Source organism: Sphingorhabdus sp. EL138 (assembly GCF_900258045.1).
Classification (GTDB): domain Bacteria; phylum Pseudomonadota; class Alphaproteobacteria; order Sphingomonadales; family Sphingomonadaceae; genus Parasphingorhabdus.
Window position 1 is genome coordinate 601166 of sequence record NZ_OGVD01000001.1, and the last position, 20509, is coordinate 621674.

Consider the following 20509-nt stretch of genomic DNA (forward strand, 5'->3'; position numbering starts at 1 on the left):
CTCAATAATCTCTGGATATCTGAATATTCGCGCTCTGTCGTCCCAATGTTGAGATGCTGGACAATATCGACAGCCAACGAGTGATCTGAAATTCCAGCCGCGTCGCACTATAACCCTGACCATCGGTTATCAGCTCGACATAGGCCCGCCGGGTAATATATTTCCCCGCCGCGATGGAAGTGCTTTGACCGGTGGTGACATCTGCCGGCAATATGCGCAGGCGGTCGAGGCCGACAGCCTTGCGCAGCTGGTTTATGGGGTCGAGCCCGCCGCCGCTATTGAGAGAAGCAACGGCAGCGGCCAGTTGCACAGCCTCTGGTGCGGACAGGTCAGATATCGAGGCGCCAAACAGAACGCGCGACAACAGCTCATCCTGCGGCAGAGCGGGTATGCTGTTAAAGGCGATTTCGGGGCGATTGCCGGTGCCGGTAACATTGATTGTGGCATTAAGGCCGGTCAGATCCGCCTCTGCTTCAATATCCAGCACCGGATTGGGGGGCTGATCCCCAACAAAACGAATGCGACCGCGTTCGAGCTGAAAACGGCGACCAGCAAAAGTGTAGTTCCCGCGAATGAGGTTCGCGCTGCCAATCATCGCAAAATTATCGACGGGACCGGAAACTTTAAAATTGGCCCGCCATTCACTGTCGAGGCCCAATCCCTCAACCTGCAGCCGATTGGGCGCGTTGGCATTGAGCGCAAACCGCCAGGGACGGCTGCTAACCACCCGGGGGCGTTCATCGGCCCGGCGATTAATCTCGCGGACTTTGATTTGCGGCAAGGCTGCTGTTTCGCTGGCATTCCCAAATTGGAAGAAGCTGCGGTTGAGGGTTACATCACCAGATATCAGGCCGCCTTCGGCAGAACTGCGAATTTGAATTGGACCAGTTACCGTTGCGGCAAAATCATCCCGCGCTATCAAGCGCGCTTGTTGGGCGGTGAGGTCAAGCATGATACCAATGCCTTCACCCGGCGCGACCGCGAAGTTGAAATTGCCGTTGCCGCTTACCGATCCGCCACCCCTGGTAGTGCCCGTTATATTGGGCAGGACCAGCCGTGACCCGTCAAACCGCCCTTTTGCTGTAATACCGGAAATCACAGTTCCGGTCAGTCCGCTTTCCAGCCGTGCATTGGTGGTGTTAACGGTCCCGCGAATTTCCGGATTGGCAAGTGTGCCGCCGACATCAGCGCTCATGGCAACTGGACCGGTCAGATCAAATGTCTCTACCCCGGTTAGTCGCCAGAGCGCATCAGCCGCGCCGTTAAAACGCGCCTGCGCAAACAACGGACTGCGCAGCAATTCCTCTTTCCAATTGCCTTCGCCAAAGCCTGTTATCCGGCCCTGAAGCCGGCCGATCGTCTTGGCCTGCGATTTAATAATCCCCCGTGCCGCTGCATTTCGTGCGGACACCGCGACATTGAGACCCAGATCTACCGGGGTGGAAGTCAGAATAAGTCCTGAACGGGTCAGGCCGTTGATCGTCAGCTTGGCATCACCAACAGGCATTTGCGAGCCGGTCTGAGTCAGTTTGACAGTGCCATTGGCCTCTCCGCCCAGCTCCAGATCATCATTGACAATATCCACAAGCGATAGCGGCATTTTGGAAAGCGTCAGATCGAGCCGGGATGAGTCACTGGCCCATATTCCCGAGAAACGGGCCGAACCCCGGCCATAGGTCAATATTGTCGGCGAAGCAGCCCAACCACCACTGACACGGCGCAGTTCAAGTGGACGGCGAAGCTTCAGAACCCGTCCTTCAAACAGACCTTGACCTGTCATCACATACCGGTCCGGGGTGATATCGGCCTTCGCCTGAAAATTGAACGTGCTGCCACGCGTACCCGCAACTGAGAAGGTGGCGTTACCTGTCCCGTTTGTCAGTTTTGCATTCCCCGCGATCCGGCCCACCATCAGGTCGCCCTGACTAATTCCTTGTGCCCGCACGGTTGCGGTTATATCTGATCGACCCTCGACCAGAACGACATCGGCATCCAGCGCGCCTGTGCGGATGAATATCGGCGGCTCACCATCGAAGCGGGCATTTTTGGCGGTCAGCTTCGCCTGGATGAGTTGGCGATTGGCACCGGGTTCAAACAGGACATTCCCGTCTACGCCGCCGCCGCTAATCGCCAGATTGCCGGCCAGGCCTGATGCGGTGGGCCGAATGGTGCCAGTTGCCAACGTGTCAGATACTTTCAGTCGTTCAACACGGACCAGCGTATCTTGTCCCGGCAGGGTAATAATCGCTCCATTGCCATCAAAAGAACCCAGCGTCGATCCGCCCGTAGCAGAGAATGCAAATCCATTGTCCACCGGGTCGAGATTGACTTGCACCGCGGCAAGGCCCGCAGCAGGTAGCGGGCTATCAAGCAGGACTCCAATCTGCGGCCGGGCCAATGGTCCTTCAAGGTCAAGATCAAAGCGGCCATATTGGTCATGCATACCGCTGCCGGTAAACTCGAATATGGTCGCGGTTTGCTGCACCCCGCGGCCCTTGAAACCAAGCTTGGGTGCTTGAATATCAAGACCAGTGAAGCGTAGTTTCTTGTCATCGCCGATCGCCAGACCCGTTTTCACCACCGGCAGGCCGCCGCCCAATTCGCGCAGGAAGACATTGTCGAACCGCCGCAAATTGGCTGTGACATCGCCGTTCAGCGCAAGGCCGCCTGCACCGGGCTCCAACACAACTGTCGCTATGATATCCGCCACACCAACGCCTTGCACAGCAAATCCCGGCGCCTGTGCATCTATTGCAATTTGATATTTGCCGGTCGCTAAAGGGACCTCGATATCAGCCGTGCCTCGTGCGGTATCTGTAGTGATAACCGCATTGTCAGCATAGAGTCGTCCATTCTCCAACCGCAAAAAGGCCTTGCCATTAAACCCTGACAAAAGCCGTTTCAGGAGGTCACCATTGCCGATTAGTGAGCCGACTGCCAATTCCACTGGTACATCAAAACCATTGGCATCGCGCTGCCCCTCGCCCGATGCATTGACATTACTCAGCAGCGTTTTGCCAAGTGCCAGCTGCGGTGCGGTCAGCAGATATTGGTAGCGCAGCTCCGAAAATTTGCCATTGAGCAGCGCTTTCAACTCCAGATCCTGCGCTTTCATATTCACAACCAATGCCCCGGGGTTGCCCACATCAAATTCGACCCGCAGCGCATCCAGAGCGTTGCGAGCAAGATCAATCCCCCCCACTGCGGTTACGGTTGCGGCATTGGAACGCGCCATCAAATCAATCATGACAAGCCGATCCTCGATCGACGCATTGCCATTGATCGCCAGCTGCGGTGCGGTCAATCTTTGCCCCAATCCGGACGGCAGCAAGGCCGACGCGACACTACCATCATAGCCGAACAGTCCGTCGCGAGCCTCCAGCGTCATGTCAGCAAGCTGCTGGTCAGCACTGGTTACCGACAGATTGCCATCCCATTTCGCCCAGTCACCATCACCAGCAAGCGTGATCGCATAATCCTGTTGAAACCCAAGATAACCAGCGATCGCGCCACCGGCCGGAGCCGTGATCTCGGCATTCAGGTCAAGTTTCTCGCGCTCTGGCTCCGCGTTGAGAATCACGTTTATCTTGTCGCCGCTGCGCGTCGTCGCGGCATCGAGAGTGATCATCGCGCGCCCGGACCGGATATCAACGGCGCCGGCCAGATCAGCGCGCTGTTCTTCACCGGTAATGGCTCTACCGACAGCCAGATTATCCGCCCGAAAAGCACCCAGGTAGATGTCAAAACCAGGCAGCAGCGGGCCATCTTCCTGTGTATCAATAAGCTGTGGCAGTCGGTCCAGACGCGCTTTGGTAACCACCGCATTGGAAACGTTCAGCTCGTTAAAGATCCATGCCAGCGGATTCCAGTCGACCCCGACGCGGCCGGCCTGGAAAAACACACCCTGGGGATCAGATAGCTCAAGGTCGACGACCTCCATCTGTCCGTAAACCGACCCTTCAATAGCGCCAATACCGATGCGCAGGCCGTCTTCGGGCTCCAGTGCCTCGACCTTGTCGATGATGAAAGTGTGGCCGCTATCGCTGTCCAACCAATAAGCGGCACCAGCCAGAACGATGATACCGAACAGCAAAATCGATCCCAAAAACCCCCAGATGGCGCGGCGGACCCTGCGGCGAGGTTTGGCCGCCTCAACATCCAGGATGGGCTCTTCACTGTCCATCAGAATGCCTGACCCAGCGATACATAGACGGCGATCCGGGAATCTCCTTCCTGCGGATTAATTGGCGTGCCGACATCCACCCTGATGGGCCCAAAGTCGCTATAGTAACGCACGCCCAACCCGGTACCGAAACGCAGCCCGGTAAAATCAGGCAGCGAGTTCGTATAAACATTGCCAGCATCAATAAAGGGCACGACGCCAAAATTGCCGCCAAATGCATCTACACGCACGCGCGCCTCCAGTGAAAATTCGACCAGGGAGCGACCACCGGAAGGGTCGTTATTCACGTCGCGCGGACCGATCCGCTGAAAACCGAAACCGCGCACCGAACCGCCACCACCAGAATAGAGACGGCGCGATGGAGCAATCCGGTTGCTGCCGGCACCGACAATCGAGCCCAATCTTGCCCGTCCGGCCAGAACAATTTTATCCGACACAGGATAATAGGCACTGCCATCAATCTGGCTGCGGGCATAAAAGAAACTGCCTGACTGCAATGAAGCCTCTGGTGCCAATCGCGCGCTCAGGCGAAAACCGTTGGTCGGATCCAGCAGATTGTCACTGCCATCATAAGCCAAAGTTAGGGGTAGGGAGCCGATGAAGAAGGTGTCCCGCGATGTTGTCTGAATATTGCCATCAATATCGCGTTCCTGCGATGCCAGCAGTTCAATCCCCGCTGACCAGTTCCATTTCTTTTGAAAAATGAGATTGCTTTGCCGCTCCAGACTGGCCGAGACAGAGAATGTGCGCGCTTCGAAGGCTGAGTTGTCAACATTGCTAAGCGCGACCTGACCGTTAAGAACATTGTCCCGGCGGCGGAAATTGTTACGCCGATAGGTTATGCTGCCCGATTGTTCCTGTGTCGCCAAGACACCGGTCAGCCGGATCAGTCCTTCCGGCGGGAATAAGTTACGATGTTCCCAACTGACTTCCGAGCGCAGTCCTTCCCCCGTCCCATAGCCGATTGCACCCGATATTGTGCGCAGCGGTGCCGCCGTGACGCTGGCCGCGATATCCACGACACCTTCTTCATCACCTGCGGCTACGGGTTGAAGTGTGACCGTCGATACCAGTCCGGTGGCAATCAAGGCGCGCCTAAGATCCTCAACATCTGATTGTTGGTAGAGATCGCCTGCATCAAAACGCGCGATCAATTCGGCATGATCAGCGCTAAACAACTCGGTATCGTCCATCAGGATCGAACCGAAAACATACTTCTCACCAGGCGTAACGACGATATCAAGATCACCGCTACGCTCCGCATGGTCGACGGTCAGTTCCGGCTCCGCAGTTTCGGCAAAGGCATATCCGTTTTCAGCCATTTCCTCGTCCAGCCTGGCCCGTGCTTCCATGATCCGGTCGCTATTGATGACGTCATCCGATTGCAGCCCGAAAGCATTGCGGAATTTTTCTGCATCACTGCCTCCCGCTTGCTCCAGACCGTTCAGCGTGATTGCATCGAGCTGATATTGGGGGCCAGCCGTAACAGCAATTGTTACATCTATGTCAGTGCCCCGTCCCGCCGCAAAGCTGTTACGAACAATTGCATCATAATAGCCTTCGATACGCAGCAAGCGCTCAACCAGTTCGCGATCTGTTTCCGCACGCCGCTTGATCTGGGCAAAATTTGCTTCATCGCCCCGATATTCCTCCAAGGCAGAAAGCGCTTGAAAGCGCTGGTTGAACATTGTGCTCAGATTGTCGGGCAATCCCGTGAATGCTATCGCGTAACGGCGCTCTGCCAAACTGTCATCAGGCTGAAAACTGGCGGCAATGCCCTGCTCCAGCTCGGCTTCGGCCTCGGCCCTGATATCCTGATCTTCAATTTCAGAAATTTCTTCTTCGGCAAGGCGGCGATCCATCTCCACATCACGGGCCGTGTCCACAGCCGGTTCTTCCAGTGCCGGACTGTCGGATAACGGAGCGTCAAGTTCCGGCCATTCGACACCAAAGTCAGGCAACTCAGCCAGCGGCTTATCAGGATCCAATGGCTCCAGGTCGCTTGAAGTATCGGTATCGTTACCGCCGACCACGCCATCAGCCTGGCTTTCGGTTTCAGCTTTTTGTGCAAATGCCGGCGATGATACGACCGGTGACAAGGCCACCAGCATACAACCAACCAGCAACATGAAAAGGCAGTAACGATACGCGGTCAGGCCCATAGCCGGTGCTTTAGCCGTTCGGTTCAAAGGAAGCTAATAAAATAGCTGAAATTTCCGGCAAGCCAATCAATTAGACGGACAATCTGCTAAATGATTGCATAAACGGGTCGGCATGAGCCGCTGATCGCCTATCCATTCAGCATGTCCTGATGATTGATTTTAACCGGTTGTTAACCAAGTTCTACCATATTCGGCGGGTGGATATGAGCGGCCCTGCGTATCGGGCCGCAGCAATGTGGGGATGTAAAATCATGTCGAGTATAAAGACCTTGTTGATTGAAGCTATTCTTGTCGCCGGTATGTTGATGGCCGGTATCGCCACAGCACATGCCGCGCCATTGCAAGCTGCCATCCAGAGCGCTGATCTGCGTGCCAATGTAAAAATTGAAAGCGCAGTGCTCGTGGAGCGGACCGAACCGGATGCAACCGGACAGGAATCAACAAAATTATACAAGCCGACCGAGGTGAAGGTAATTCCCGGCGACAAGCTCGTTTTTGTAAACACATATCGTAACACTGGCGACGCAGCGGTGACGGGGTTCGTTGTCAACAATCCGGTTCACAAAGCCGTGACCTTTACCGGCGTCAATGAGGATTGGGCCCTGGTGTCAGTAGACGGCGGCCAAAATTTTGGAAAATTAACCGAACTGACGGTAACAGATACGGCCAGCGAAAGTGCCGATGCCCCGGACACCAGTGTTACCCGTGCCGCCCAGCCAAGTGATGTTACGCATATTCGCTGGACTTTCGATCAGGCGATTGCTTCGGGTGCGTCAGGCGAGCTGCGCTTTAGCGGTATCGTAAAATAGAGACCTGCTCTAGCGGCCTATCCGGCCGCAATGCCATTCGACACGATCGGCGTCGATCAACCGTGCCAGACGCGCCAGCTCGGCATCAAGCTTGCCAGCGCGATCATTGGTCCATTTTATCCCCTTTTCAGACCATATCTGAATGACCTTCAACAGGCCCGCTTTGCGGTCTGCTTTTAACTCGATACGGCCAACAAACCGGTCCCGTTCCAGTAGCGGATAAACATAATAGCCCCAGCGCCGTTTGGCGGCGGGGACGAAAATTTCGATACGATAGTCAAAACCAAATAGCCGGCTAAGCCGGGTACGATCGCGCACCGCAGGATCAAAAGGGCTCAATATGCGCAGCCGCGATGTTGGCGGGGAAAGATTGGACAGCAAAATTTCAATGTCCGGCCGAGCGATCATGCTGACCCAGTCACCGCCGACGGTTTCCAGCTCGACTGGAACCAGATGATGAAAAGCCGTATCTGCCCATGCCCTGACTTCCCGGGCGTCGAGCGCCGCCCAGAATCTTTGTATATCGCCTAAGCTTCCAAAGCCCAGCCGGTCGAGCGCTGCCTTACAAAGCCAGTCCATCTGATGCGCGTCACTATGCTCCATTTGCCGATATGCAGGCGGAACCACGCGCTCGGCAAGGTCATAATATTTGACGAATTTATCCCGGTGCGATGTCGCAAGCTCCCCGGCATACCAGAGCTGATCCAGCGCCCGTTTATGCGGCGGCCGCGCCCACATTTCCTTTTTCCCAATGACCTTCGTGTCAAAGGCATGGGTTGATAAAGGCCCTTCGTCCGCTATCCGCGCCTTGATCGCAGCGATATCTTCTTCCGCCATCACCTTATGCTTGCCCGCCCGTTCTCCCAGACGGCGAAACTGGCGCTGCCAGAGTGGATAAAATTCCATCGGCAATACCGATGCATCATGAGTGAAATGTTCGAAAACAGTGCGCTCATTTGCCAGCAGATTATTCAGCATCGGCTCGCGATAATTCTGGTTGCGGCTCCACAGGATATGATGATGGGCGCGCGTGACATTACGGATCGTATCGAGTTGAACAAAGCCGAGATCGGTGATGATTTGCAGCAGATCGAGCGAACCGGTTGGCGTACGGGCCAAACCCTGCCGGTCCAGCCACAGGCGGCGCGCATCACGGTTCTTGATTTTTAGCGGCACGGGGCCATCAGATTGCTGTCGTTTCAACATGGGCAACGGGTCGCCCGCGACGGGTAGCCAATATACATCCTGCAACGATCAGCACCGTACCCAATATCGTCGGCAGCTTGACAGGTTCCGAAAAGAAAACCCATCCGAAAATCGCGGCCCAAACAAAGGCGCTATATTCCAGATTGATCAACACCTGGGCCTGCGCCCGCGCATAGCCCCAGGCGATGAACAGCGCAGAAATGATCGATAGCAAAGCGGCTGCCAGAAATTCCGGCGCATATTGGACATCCGGTACGACAGCCAGAAACGGAGCGACCAGCCCATAGCTTACCCCGACCACAAGATTCTGGAAGAAGCTGATCTCGATCGGGTCTGCGAGTAAAGCCTGACTGCGCTGGATCACCAGATTGGCCGCATAAAGCAGCGCCGATAACAGGACGGCCCCGAAACCGAGCAGCTCTTCATCGGTATAATCGCCGCTCATTTTACCCCAGCCAATCACGACGACACCGGCAAGACCAAGAACAGACGCGAAAATTGCATTGCGGTGAATGGTTTCCCCTAGAAACACGGCCGCCAGATACAGCGCGATAATGGGCGCGATGAATGAAAGCGCCACCGCTTCGGCAATAGGGACATGTATCAATGCCCAGAAAAACAGGAAGGCCATGAAGACTGTTATGATTCCGCGCTGCAAATGGATTTTCAGCGTTGGGCCAGCTGGCATTTTCGGGCGGCGCGCCAGATATAATATGCTGACCAGGCCAAGCGCGAGCAGCACCCGCCACAATATCGCATTATAAGCGCCCAGCGAGATGCTGAGGCTTTTCATCGTGACGTCCATCAGGCAAAAAAAGGCCAAGCCCGTCAGCACGGATCCAATGGGCAGTATTGGTGCGCCTTGTGACGGGGAATCGGAATGGACAGACATTGAAATGCTATCGGGCTGGCAAACAAAAAAGTCTAGCTGTGTTAAAGACCCATTTGCCGCACAGCCAGATCGCGCATAATTTCCTCTGATCCGCCGCCAATCGCCATGACTTTCACCTCGCGGTAAAAACGTTCGACGACATTACCCCGCAAATAGCCAGCGCCGCCCCAGATTTGCATCGCTTCGCTAGCACAATATTCCAGGTTCTTGGTGCTGAAAAACTTGGCTTTGCATATCTGGTCAACCGGCATTCGATCATTTTCTGCCAGAAAACAAATCTGATTGACCCAAGCCTCAGTCGCATCAACCCGGGCTGACATCTCGGCAATCTTGTGACGGATAACCTGGTGCTGGCTCAGCGGTTTCCCGAAAGTTTCACGCTGTTGCGCATAGGTGATGGACTCTTCCAGCAAGACCCGCATCATCCCCAGGCACTGAGCAACCATGCCGAGCCGTTCATAGTTGAAATTGTGCATGATCTGGATAAAACCGCGCCCTTCGTCGCCGAGCATATTGCCAGCGGGGACACGGACATCATCGAAATAGAGCGTTGCCTGATCCGACGCCCACCAGCCCATTTTCTTGTCTAGCGCGGTGCGGGAGAACCCCTCCATATCCGTCTCGACCAGAAAGAGCGAAATCCCGTTCAATCCCTCCCCACCGGTCCGGGCGCCGACGACAAAATAATCCGATGTCATTCCGCCAGTAATAAAGGTTTTTGACCCGTTGATGACCCAGTGATTGCCATCTTGCCGCGCCGTCGTTTTCATGTTCGCCACATCAGAACCGCCGCCCGGTTCGGTTACACCTAGGCTGGAGCCAACCCGCCCTTGGACAATGTCCTTGAGAATACGGTCCTTGATGTCCTGAGAGGCCAGTTTCTCGATCGGGCCGATAGAGATACTGCGCCCGCCCAGCGCCGCCAATGTACCGCCATTATGGGCGCGCGCTGCCTCCTCTCCCCAGATGCAGCGCATGTACATGTCGTCGAAGCCAAGCCCGCCATATTGCTCAGCGACACCAAAGCCCCAGGTGCCAAGCGCGCCTACTTTTTGATGGACTTCCCAGGGGATTTCTCCTGCTTCGTCCCACTCATCGGCATGAGGCTGCAACTCGGATTCGACAAAACGCCGGATCATGTCCCGAAACTGCTGGCGTTCTTCGGTATCAGCGGCGTGGCGCATGATGTTGGTCCTTTAACTGTTCAGTTAAAGGGTTATCAATTCCAGCGCAGAACGCAAGGGCGCGGGCAGCGGCGTTGGTCGCCTGTTCTCCCGGTCCACATAGACATGAGTAAAGCTGCCTGCCGCCGATGCGGTCGTCTCATCGCCGCGAAACAAACCGACTCCATAGGTCACGCTGGTCCGACCGAGCTTCTCGACGCGGATGCGTGCCTCAACCAGATCGGGAAAGGCAATAGGCGCAAAATATTCGCAAGAAGTCTGGACCACCAGTCCGATGACATCGCTCTTTTCAATGTCGAGCGCACCTTGTTCGATCAAATAGCGATTCACCGCACTATCAAACCAGAAATAATAGACTGCATTGTTAACGTGACCATAAGGGTCATTGTCATTCCAGCGAGTGGTGATGGATGAACCAACGCGATAATCATCCCACACAGGTGGTGGGGTACGCTCTTTACCATGCATCGGCGTAGATCCGCTTGGCATCGGCGAGGTCCAATTCTTTGGGATTGTTGATCAGCAATCTGGTCTGCAACATGGCGGCCTCAGCCAGCTCATCGACTGCGTCTTCAGCGATGCCGACTTCACGCAAGCGACGGGGCGCGTTCACCTTCACAGCCAACCCTTCGAGATAGTCGATCAATTCCTGCGCCCGGGCTTCCGCGCTATTCGGACCCGTTTTTGGCACATCCAGCGCATCGGCCAATTCCGCATAGAGCGAGGCCGCTGCTTCCAGATTGAACTGCATGATATGCGGCATGACGAGCGCGTTGGAGAGGCCGTGCGGGATATGATAAATCCCGCCGAGCGGATAAGCAAGCGCATGGATCGCACCGACCGGCGAGTTTGCAAAAGCCTGTCCCGCCAGCATAGAGCCGCGCAACATGGCCTCGCGTGCGACCATGTTGGCGCCGTCCGAACAGGCGGTTTCAATATGGGCGGTGAGCAGTTTCAGTGCCTCAATCGCAAGCATATCGGACACCGGATTCTTCGCATGACGGCCCGTATAAGCCTCTATCGCATGGACCATCGCATCTATACCCGTAGCTGCGGTCACGGCGGCTGGCAGACCAAGTGTTAGCGTGGGGTCGAGTATGGCGGCGTCGGCAAACAGATGCGGCGACACGATTCCGGCCTTGGTCGTCTCACCCGTTGTCAGGATAGAGATGGCGGTCACTTCGGAACCCGTGCCCGATGTCGTCGGGATTAATATCGTCGGTAAGCCTTTGCGTGCCAGTTGGCCCACACCATAAATGTCCGAAAGCACCTGCGCATTATCGACCGCCAGCGCTGCTACAACTTTAGCGGTGTCCAGTGAACTACCGCCGCCCAGGCCAATGACAATATCGACATCAGCGCTCTCCGCTAAATCAATGGCTTGCTCGACCACCACTTCAGGCGGGTCGGCTATGACCGCATCAAATATATGCGCTGTCAGACCAGCATCGGACAGCGCTTGCTCTACAGGAGCGATAAGACCAGCGCCGATAATGCCCTTGTCGGTGACAATCAGCGGACGGGTTCCGCCAAGCGCAGCGACTTGATCAGCCAACATTGAAAGACAGCCCTCGCCAAAATGCAGGACCGGTACCGTTTGGAAACTATAGCTATTCATAGCCGGACTTTTGCACCGATCATCGCACTGCGCAACCGGCATCAACCGAGGTCAAAAAAAGGGGCCGGAAAACCGGCCCCTCCTTGTGGTGACGAAATGCCCCCAAACTGTTTAATTCTTAGAATTTTCCGCGCAGGGTCAAACCGTACATGCGTGGTTCCTGAATGAAGGTCGAACGTGAACCTGAACGCAGCACCGTGTTGAACGTAACACCGCGCGTCACTTCATTGGTCAGGTTGGTCACCCAGGCTTCAATGCCCCAAGCATCATCAATGTCGCCGATACCAGCGCGCATGTTGATTTTGATCGTGCCATCCTGAACATCGAACGGATTGAGAGCCGCTGCATCAACAGCCGCCTGTACGCTGCCCGCCGCTGTAATGGCTGCAGCATTGGGAACAACGATCGCCTGCGTTGATGTCCGACGATCACTTTCGATCCGAAGCTGACCATTGACGAAGAATTTCAGGCTGTCACCAAGGTCACGATCATAGGTTGCCCCCATGATACCCACCCATTTCGGAGCATTGGTCAGCGAGTTGCCGCACAGGCTCAGAACATTGGGAGAGGTTTGTGTACCAGCACAATCGCTCGGATATCTTGCATCCGTGTAGGTCAAACCGCCATTGATTGTGAAATTCTCATCCGGACGAATGACAGTCTCAATTTCAACGCCGGTTGATTTCGCGCTGGGCACGTTGAACGTCGTAAACTGCGCTCCGGTAAATTCCAGAACCTGGAAGTTCGTGAATTCCTCGTGGAAACCGGCAACGTTCAGGGTCACCGCATCATCCAGGAATTTGGCTTTTAGACCAACCTCGTAGGCATCCACTTCTTCCGAAGCAAATCGCGGGTCTGCACCGCCGGCGGCAGCGGTCGAATCCAGGTTGAACCCGCCTGACTTATAGCCGTGGGTGAAGCTTGCATAAACCGTTACCGGATCAGCAAATTCATAACTCACTTTACCGGTGTAGATCAGCTCCTCGTCATTAAACTCGCTGACGAAAGGCCGTGGCAGCGGGAATGCAATCGCATCTGACCCAATGGCTGGCGCCACAAATGCAAAACAGCCAAGGCCAAGTACCGTCGGAATAAGAGTCGGGTCTGGAACAATATTGCCCGCCGCAAATTGTCCCAATGTTGCCGGACAAACGTTGTTGGTGATCGCTGGTTGCGTGAAGGAGCCATCCTTGCTTTCATCCGAATAGCGCAGACCAACGGTGAGTTTCAGCCCTTGCGCCACTTCCAGCGTATTATGGGTGAAAATCGACCAACTCTTACTGCTTTGCGTATAGGCATTGGTGGTTCGCACTGTCGAGGGATCAACACCAGTGAGATTTTGGAGTGGTGTCGCACCCAAGAAGGTCGCGCCGCCAGCATAAAGAGGGTCTGCCGGGTTCAATGTGGCTCCGCCAGAAGCAGCTGCCAGCAACGCACCGACCAACCGGTCATAATCCTGACCCAGTCCGAAATTGGTGGACTGCGTAATATCCTCATCGGAATAATAACCGCCGACCAACCAACTCAACGCACCATCAAAGGCTTCGCCTTGAATACGTAGTTCATGCGTCATGGTATCAATGGCCGTGTCGCTGCCTGGCAGGACGTTGAAGACATCCAGACCTGAGAAGTCAGAATCGTAAGCTTCTTCTGCCCGATATTCACGATAGGAACCGATGTAAATCACGTCAGCACTGTCGCTGATAGGAACTTCGACTTCCGCCGTAATGCCCCATTGATCGTTGGACGGGTCAGCCCGCTGGTCGGATGTTGCAATCCGATTGTCCACGGCACGCTGTGCTGCCGTGACGTCGAACGGAGTCAGAGCAACATCTGGTCCGGCCATACCGCCGCGCGGACCAAGGCCCACTGCGTTGAATAATCCTGCCGTTTCGATACCAGATTGCAGAACCTCAATCGCAGCACAGCAGCTCGCCGTGCTCTTGGAATAGTCAGCAATCAAGCGCGCCTGAATACCGCTATCACTTTCAAAGCCCAACTGGCCACGGATCAGATATTGCTTCGTATCATTGGAATCACCAACACTTCCACCATTGCTGTCGATAATATCAACAAAACCGTCACGCTGGCGATAAGCGCCAGTCAAACGAAATGCGAGCGTATCCTCGATAATTGGTGCGTTAATGGCGCCCTGCACACTGATATGATCAAAATTGCCATAGGTCGCGTTTACGAAGCCGCCAAATTCATCCAGGTCTGGACGCTTGTTGGTGATATTCAAAGCACCGGCCGAAGTGTTGCGTCCGAACAGGGTGCCTTGTGGGCCACGAAGGACTTCGACACGTTCGACGTCAACAAACTCACCAAGCGCGACGCCTGGGCGGGACTGATATGCGCCGTCGACAAAGATGCCGACCGCGGATTCAAAGCCGATATTGTTTGATGTGGTACCGACACCTCTTATGCGCAGCACAACCGTACCCGATGCGGTTTGCGCATTGGAGGTTGAGAAGCTTGGGGAAACGCTGCCGATATTCTGAACGTTGACAACGCCTTGTTGCTCCAACTGAACCGGGCTAACCGCCGTCACAGCAATCGGAATATCTTGCACGTCTTCGGCGCGGCGCGTCGCGGTCACGATGATGACATTATCATCAACTGTTTCTTCAGCACCTTGATCTTGCGCGTATGCCGGCGTGGTAATGGCTGTACTGCACATGACAGCCATCAGTAACTTATTAAGATTTTTCATTTTTGTTCTCCCTGACAAATGAAACTTGTTTTTATTATTCATTCCCGACTGGCATTAACCGTTTGGTTTGGTTCCCCCATCCAGCAGTTTTTTGAGGACCATGGCGAAGGTCTGATGCACCAGCTCTAGCATCAGCTTTCGCTCGTCTTTGTCCGTCGACGGCACAGCCCCTGGTTCAAACTGAGCAGAAATCGAAATCAGATAAGACGCAGCAGTACGCAGATCAGCGTCGGCCCAATTGGACCCTGCCAATCGAAATGCACGGACATAACGGTCGATCGTTTCCTCTTCATGCCAATCGAACAGATCCTGCAGACTATCATCTTGTCTAGCAGCGGCATTAAGTCCGGAATCATAAGCGGACCACATGCCCTCGCTGCGCATATTTTGCAGATAGGTATCAATGAATTCGGGTAGCTTTGCTTCCGCCGGAATATTGGCAATCGTATGGTCAAATATGGCGAGTTGCAGCTTCAAACGCTCTTCCAGCAAAACTTGCAAAACCGATGTCTTGCTTGGAAAATAATCGTAAATCGTACTCAATCCGACGCTGGATGCGGCAGATATCCGACGCATGTTGAACTTTTCAATTCCACCTTGTGAAAGAATTTTCTTGGCGCCATCCAATATTCTGGAACGGCTTTCTTTGCCGCGCCCCTGTTGCGGGGTACGTCGCAAATCAACGGATTTTGGCATTTTCCTGACGATGCCTGACATTAAATTCCCCCTCCCCGAACAGTGTCTTGACTCTGCAAATTTGCTTTGCTTAAAACACGAACACTTGTTCGGGTTTCATTCTATGACGCGAGTCCTCTGATTTGTAAAGCCCAAAACCAGAACTTCGGCGCCAAGGGGATCATCACAACATGAGCCAGATTTCAGACAATGATCGCCAAGCGTTGCGAGACGGGTTTGCCAGATTTCTTGAAACCAACGCGAATGAGGAAAAACTGCGCCAGGGAATAGCGTCGGAACGCGGTTATGATGAAGGCATTTGGGGGCAGATGGCGGCAATGGGCCTGCTCGGTATTGCTGTCCCCGAAGATCTGGGTGGCATAGGCGGCGGTGCCGTTGACGTTGCGTTGGTGGCTGAGGAAATCGGCAAGAAACTTCTACCCGTGCCCTATGTTTCAACTTGCGTGGTGGCCGCAGAACTGATTGCGCGTTTCGCACCTGTTTCGGTACAACGGGAATTGCTCCCGAAAATTTCCGGCGGCACGCTTGTTGTTTCGGTCGGCGGAGCGGGTGATTGCATCCCTTATGCCGATGACGAAAACAGCCTGTCGGCAACACATGGTAATGATGGCTGGGCGGTTAGTGGGGACGTTTCCTACGTGCCGCATGGCGGTCATGCCGACTATCATTTGCTTGGGACGATGGAAAACGGGTCACAAGCCCTCTATCTGATCAGCGCTTCTGAAAATGTGTCCGTTAGTCCCATGACCAGCAATGACCCGGCCCAGCGGCTCTCACGACTGCATCTAACAGATGCAAAAGCGGTTAAGCTGGAAGGCCTTGCACCCTCCGGCCTCGGGCAGGCGTCGATGCGAAGCATCGCAGCCGCAGCAGCCGAACAGGCGGGGGCGGCCCGCGCCATTTTCGACATCACGATGGAATATCTGCGCACGCGCTATCAATTTGGACGCCCGATTGGGTCCTTTCAGGCCATGAAACATATGGCCGCGGAGCTGTTGGTGGAAGTCGAATCTGCCACGTCTGCAGCCCTAACTGCCGCGAGAATGATAGATGCTGGGTCTGTTGATGCTGCAAAGTTTGTCGCGCTTGCCGCTTTCACTTGCAAAGATGCCTTTCGCGCTGTTTCTGCGCAGGCCATCCAGATGCATGGCGGGATCGCCTATACTGAAGAGCATATTGCGCATCTCTATTGGCGCAGAGCGCGCGCGAGCATCCCTTTGTTCGGACATTCTGATCACTACCGGGAACAATATCTCAAAGCGCGGGAGGCAGCTTTATGACCATATGCGATAGAAACAGCTCGCCGGAAGAGATAGAAAATGCTGTCGATACATGGCTCGATGCGCATTGGGATTCAGATCGCCGCTGCGCAAAAGGCGATAGCAGCTATGACGAAGCAACATGGCTCAAAACAGTTTTCGAAGCAGGTTTCTGCGTGCCGACCTGGCCGACCGAATGGTTCGGACTGGGCCTTCGTCAAAAACAGGCCAGAATAATCGAAAAGGCTTTCGCAAAGTGCAAGGCGCCGGGCCATTCGCGTGACCGCTTTCATTTGGGTGCCATCACGGTGTTCAAGGTTGGCAGCGATGAATTGAAACGCGCGATGTTGCCAACACTGCTCACAGGCCCGATTTGCTGCCTGCTCTATTCAGAGCCCAATGCCGGTTCGGACCTTGCAGGCGTTCGGACAAAAGCGATCCCGGATGGGGATGAGTTTGTCATCACCGGCCAGAAGATATGGACCTCGAACGCGCAGGAAGCCGAATATGGCATGCTGTTGTCTCGGACAGATTGGGACGTGCCCAAGCATCGCGGCATCACGTTCTTTCTGTTCCCCATGAAGCAGGATGGTGTTGAGGTAAAGCCGATCAACCAGATCACCGGGGAATCCGAATTTAACGAGGTTTTCATTACTGAAGCGCGCGTTCCCGCTTCGCATATTATCGGCAATCTCAATGAAGGCTGGACATCTTTCCAGACCGCCATTGCCTATGAACGACTGATCATGGGGCAAGGTATTACTGAGCGCCAGGGCAAGTCCAAGGCAGACAGTGAACCGCAGTTGATCAGACTGGCGCGCAAATATGACAAATATGACGATCCAGCCGTCCGGCAGAAAATTGCTCAGGCGCTAGCCTATCGTGAGCTTAACAATTTGAACATGGAGCGGGCAAAGGAAGAGATACTGAAAAACGGATCATCGTCGCTCATGTCATTGGGGAAGCTTGCCATGTCGCGTATCCAGCATGGCGAAGCGGCCATAGCGACGGATTTGATGGGCAACGAGGCATTGCTCGATGGTGAAGAAAGCCTGGACGCCGCTAATGTGAATTTCGACGCAGCCAAGGCCTATATGAACAGCATCGGCGGTGGCACTGACCAAATTCAGAAAAACATCATTGCCGAGCGGGTATTGAACCTGCCCAAGGGGCCGGATCTGGATCGCAACACTGCCTTTCGCGATGTGAAATCCAGCTAATAACATGACCATCCATATGGAAAGCCAAGTTTATGAAGAATAGTCTAAAAATTGTAGCGATTGCCTCAAGCCTGCTGTTGGCCGGTTGTTCGACCATGGACGAGACAGCATCAATGGTAAAGGCGGATAACCCACCTTCCAATATGACGCTGGGTGACAGCTATCTCTCAGATTTCTACAGCTATGACGGTGCCTTGGCAGCGCCGGGTATGCTCTTGAGAAAAGAACCGTTGAACGAGCAACAATCCAATCCCGGAGCGGGCGAGAATGTCCGCCTGCTGTATTCGTCAACCGATGGGCTGGATGGCGAGGCGCTATTGCCCGTTTCCGGCGTTCTGTTTTTGCCCGAAGGCGCTGCGCCAGCCGGCGGCTGGCCGCTTATGGCATGGACACATGGTACGGTCGGGATAGCGGACATCTGCGCTCCGTCTTGGAATGGAAGGCAGCAGCAGGATCGTGATCATCTCGAATTCTGGCTCAAGAATGGTTATGCTGTGGTTGCGTCCGACTATCAAGGCCTGGGAACCGCCGGAACGCATCCCTATCTTGCTACGCGCCCGGAAGCCTATAGTAATCTCGACATCATTCGGGCCGTCCAGTCATCCGAATTTCCGGTATCAGACAAGGTCGTTCTGTTCGGCCAATCGCAAGGCGCTGGTGCTGCCATAGCCACCGCGGCTTATGCCGAGGGATATGCACCGGATGTCAATATCGTCGGTGCGGTGGCAACCGGTGTGCCATTTTTCTCTCCCGAGGCCCTGATTGCTCTGCAAGAAAGCCGTCCGCGAGACCGGGTTGATCCGATGTTGGGATATAATCTGCTCGCCCTTTCGCTGGTTCAACGGATCAACAAGGAATTCAAACTGGGCGACTATGTATCCGATGAAGTCATGCCCATTGCCCAGTCCGTTCAAAATACCTGCCATAAAGACGTGAAAGCCAAGGTGATCGCAGAAAAACTAACTCATGATAGGGTGTTCAAACAGGCTCCGGATGAGCATCTTTATTCGGCCTTTTCCCAAATGGGCTATCCAACACTCAAACTTCCCGTTCCGACATTTGTTGGCACGGGTGCAAAAGACAAGGACACCCCGCCACGCATGCAGTCGGCATTTGTCAAGCGCGCCTGCAAAGCAGGATCTAATATCGTATCGAAACTCTACCCTACGCTGGACCACCGCGCCGTTGTTCCAGGGTCAACTGGCGACACGTTATCCTTTGTCAAGGCGGCTTTCGCGGGAGATGAAATTGAAAGCAATTGTGGCGCCTTACCATTCTAACCAAGGACAATCGGACAGTTTCGTCCAGTAAATTGATCATGGTCGTAATAATGTCCGCTTTGTCCCGGAAGCGGACTTTGGTTTTGAAAACGATTCCTCTGTTTGAGACTGCGGTAGGATTTCGGACTCAAAATCCGTGTTCAATCAGCGACAGTTGCTGAAGTACTGATCTGATTGCTGCTGGTCCATGAGTGAGGAACGGCCAATCATTCGGCCGCTTAAAGGATTTTGGCAAAGCCGGCGGTTCCAGCGGTTGGACAGCCACCTTTTTTGTGGAGCGTTTCAGGTGCTGCAGCTTCCAAGAGCTGCTGTTTATCAGGGTTATCTTTCAATATAACTTCCATGGTATTGACGCACAAACGCGCCGTATCATCGGCCAGCTCATACCAGATTTGCTTTCCATCCCGGCGCGTCTTCACAATTTCTGCTCGTCTAAGCGCGGCCAATTGCTGACTCAACGCGGGCTGCCCGATGCCCGTTGCATTGTCGATTTCACTGACCGTACTTTCTCCGCCAGCGAGAAATGACAGGATCATAAGCCTTTGCGGCTGTGCATAGGCTTTCAATTTTTCACTGGCGCGGTCTGCCAATTCCCGGCTTTCGAACAGTGCGCTCATGCCGGGGTCACCTTTCGGCAGAACCAGTCTTCACTATCGTCAATATCCGCAACGGAGGCTGGGGGCACTGCAAGCAGGTCTTCGCCAGGCTGCCACCCCTCTGGCGCAAGAGCTTCTCCGTCCGCAACTGTTTGCAAAGCGGTGAGCAGGCGGATCATTTCATCAACCGATCGCCCGACATTGTAGGGATAGCAGGTCGTTGCCCGAATGACTCCCTCGGGATCAATAAAATAGCTTGTGCGCATCGCAGTAGAGTCAGTCGCATTTTCATCGATCATGCCAAAGGCTTTGCCGACGGCCATGCTGGGATCTTCTACGATCGGAAAGGATATCGCTGCCCCGTACTGTTCCTGAATGACGCGTACCCACGCCAGATGCGAATATAGACTGTCAACTGATAGACCGACCAGAGCGCAATCCAGTTTCTCAAAGGCATCCGCCTTGCTCGCGAGAGCGATGAATTCTGTCGTGCATACTGGCGTGAAATCAGCTGGATGGGAGAAGAATATCAACCAACGGCCCCGATAATCGGACAGCTTGATCGGGCCATGTGTCGTACGGGCTTCAAAGTCGGGAATCGTATCGCCGACGCGCAGCATTGTTGGGATATTGGGTTGTTCTTCTGTCATTCTGTCTTCCTCTGGCACCGGTTTGGCATCGCGATCCCATT

The 20509-nt window shown here is 54.5% G+C and carries 15 protein-coding genes; 4 read left to right on the top strand and 11 right to left on the bottom strand.

Features of this window, described 5'->3' with window-relative positions:
- Nucleotide 1 precedes the first annotated feature (1 nt).
- Together DK507_RS02975 and DK507_RS02980 are read right to left on the bottom strand one after the other, a co-directional pair.
- Nucleotides 2-4183, bottom strand: coding sequence for a translocation/assembly module TamB domain-containing protein (locus DK507_RS02975; RefSeq protein ID WP_109354676.1), 4182 nt, complete (start codon nt 4181-4183; stop codon nt 2-4).
- A complete protein-coding gene (locus DK507_RS02980; RefSeq protein WP_254054233.1) occupies nt 4183-6345 on the bottom strand; it encodes an autotransporter assembly complex family protein in 2163 nt (720 codons plus the stop codon). Before DK507_RS02980 ends, DK507_RS02975 begins: the two co-directional genes overlap by 1 nt.
- 251 nt (nt 6346-6596) lie before the next feature.
- On the opposite strand from DK507_RS02980, the gene DK507_RS02985 reads away from it, so the two are divergent.
- Nucleotides 6597-7154, top strand: a complete 558-nt coding sequence (locus DK507_RS02985; RefSeq protein ID WP_254054234.1) for a hypothetical protein — start codon at nt 6597-6599, stop codon at nt 7152-7154.
- A 9-nt stretch (nt 7155-7163) separates the two neighbouring features.
- Here the strand turns inward: DK507_RS02985 and DK507_RS02990 are convergent, their stop codons facing one another.
- The 7 genes from DK507_RS02990 to DK507_RS03020 form a co-directional block, all read right to left on the bottom strand.
- Complete coding sequence (locus DK507_RS02990) at nt 7164-8360, bottom strand: winged helix-turn-helix domain-containing protein (RefSeq protein WP_109354677.1); 1197 nt, start codon at nt 8358-8360, stop codon at nt 7164-7166.
- The gene (locus tag DK507_RS02995) at nt 8338-9252 is read right to left on the bottom strand and encodes a DMT family transporter (protein ID WP_109354678.1); all 915 of its coding nucleotides are present in this window, start codon (nt 9250-9252) and stop codon (nt 8338-8340) included. Before DK507_RS02995 ends, DK507_RS02990 begins: the two co-directional genes overlap by 23 nt.
- A gap of 41 nt (nt 9253-9293) precedes the next feature.
- Nucleotides 9294-10436 carry an acyl-CoA dehydrogenase family protein gene (locus DK507_RS03000; RefSeq protein ID WP_109354681.1) on the bottom strand — a complete coding sequence of 381 codons (1143 nt, stop codon included), beginning with the start codon at nt 10434-10436 and terminating at the stop codon, nt 9294-9296.
- A 24-nt stretch (nt 10437-10460) separates the two neighbouring features.
- Complete coding sequence (locus DK507_RS03005; RefSeq protein ID WP_254054235.1) at nt 10461-10925, bottom strand: thioesterase family protein; 465 nt, start codon at nt 10923-10925, stop codon at nt 10461-10463.
- Nucleotides 10894-12096, bottom strand: coding sequence for an iron-containing alcohol dehydrogenase (locus DK507_RS03010; protein ID WP_367889544.1), 1203 nt, complete (start codon nt 12094-12096; stop codon nt 10894-10896). The genes DK507_RS03005 and DK507_RS03010 overlap by 32 nt, the downstream gene beginning before the upstream one ends.
- 76 nt (nt 12097-12172) lie before the next feature.
- Nucleotides 12173-14767, bottom strand: coding sequence for a TonB-dependent receptor (locus DK507_RS03015; protein WP_254054236.1), 2595 nt, complete (start codon nt 14765-14767; stop codon nt 12173-12175).
- Between the two features lie 54 nt (nt 14768-14821).
- Nucleotides 14822-15463, bottom strand: coding sequence for a TetR/AcrR family transcriptional regulator (locus DK507_RS03020; RefSeq protein ID WP_162558862.1), 642 nt, complete (start codon nt 15461-15463; stop codon nt 14822-14824).
- A gap of 170 nt (nt 15464-15633) precedes the next feature.
- Here DK507_RS03020 and DK507_RS03025 point away from each other — a divergent pair, with 170 nt between their 5' ends.
- The 3 genes from DK507_RS03025 to DK507_RS03035 are packed head-to-tail and all read left to right on the top strand — an operon-like array spanning nt 15634 to nt 19222.
- Nucleotides 15634-16743 (top strand): acyl-CoA dehydrogenase family protein, encoded by a 1110-nt coding sequence (locus tag DK507_RS03025; RefSeq protein ID WP_109354684.1) that lies wholly within the window; start codon nt 15634-15636, stop codon nt 16741-16743.
- On the top strand, nt 16740-17942 hold the full coding sequence (locus DK507_RS03030; RefSeq protein ID WP_109354685.1) for an acyl-CoA dehydrogenase family protein: 1203 nt from the start codon (nt 16740-16742) through the stop codon (nt 17940-17942). The genes DK507_RS03025 and DK507_RS03030 overlap by 4 nt, the downstream gene beginning before the upstream one ends.
- A 32-nt stretch (nt 17943-17974) precedes the next feature.
- Nucleotides 17975-19222, top strand: coding sequence for a lipase family protein (locus tag DK507_RS03035; RefSeq protein ID WP_216822321.1), 1248 nt, complete (start codon nt 17975-17977; stop codon nt 19220-19222).
- A 218-nt stretch (nt 19223-19440) separates the two neighbouring features.
- Here the strand turns inward: DK507_RS03035 and DK507_RS03040 are convergent, their stop codons facing one another.
- Nucleotides 19441-19839 carry a metalloregulator ArsR/SmtB family transcription factor gene (locus DK507_RS03040; RefSeq protein ID WP_109354687.1) on the bottom strand — a complete coding sequence of 133 codons (399 nt, stop codon included), beginning with the start codon at nt 19837-19839 and terminating at the stop codon, nt 19441-19443.
- Complete coding sequence (locus tag DK507_RS03045; protein WP_109354689.1) at nt 19836-20468, bottom strand: peroxiredoxin; 633 nt, start codon at nt 20466-20468, stop codon at nt 19836-19838. The genes DK507_RS03040 and DK507_RS03045 overlap by 4 nt, the downstream gene beginning before the upstream one ends.
- Nucleotides 20469-20509 lie beyond the last annotated feature (41 nt).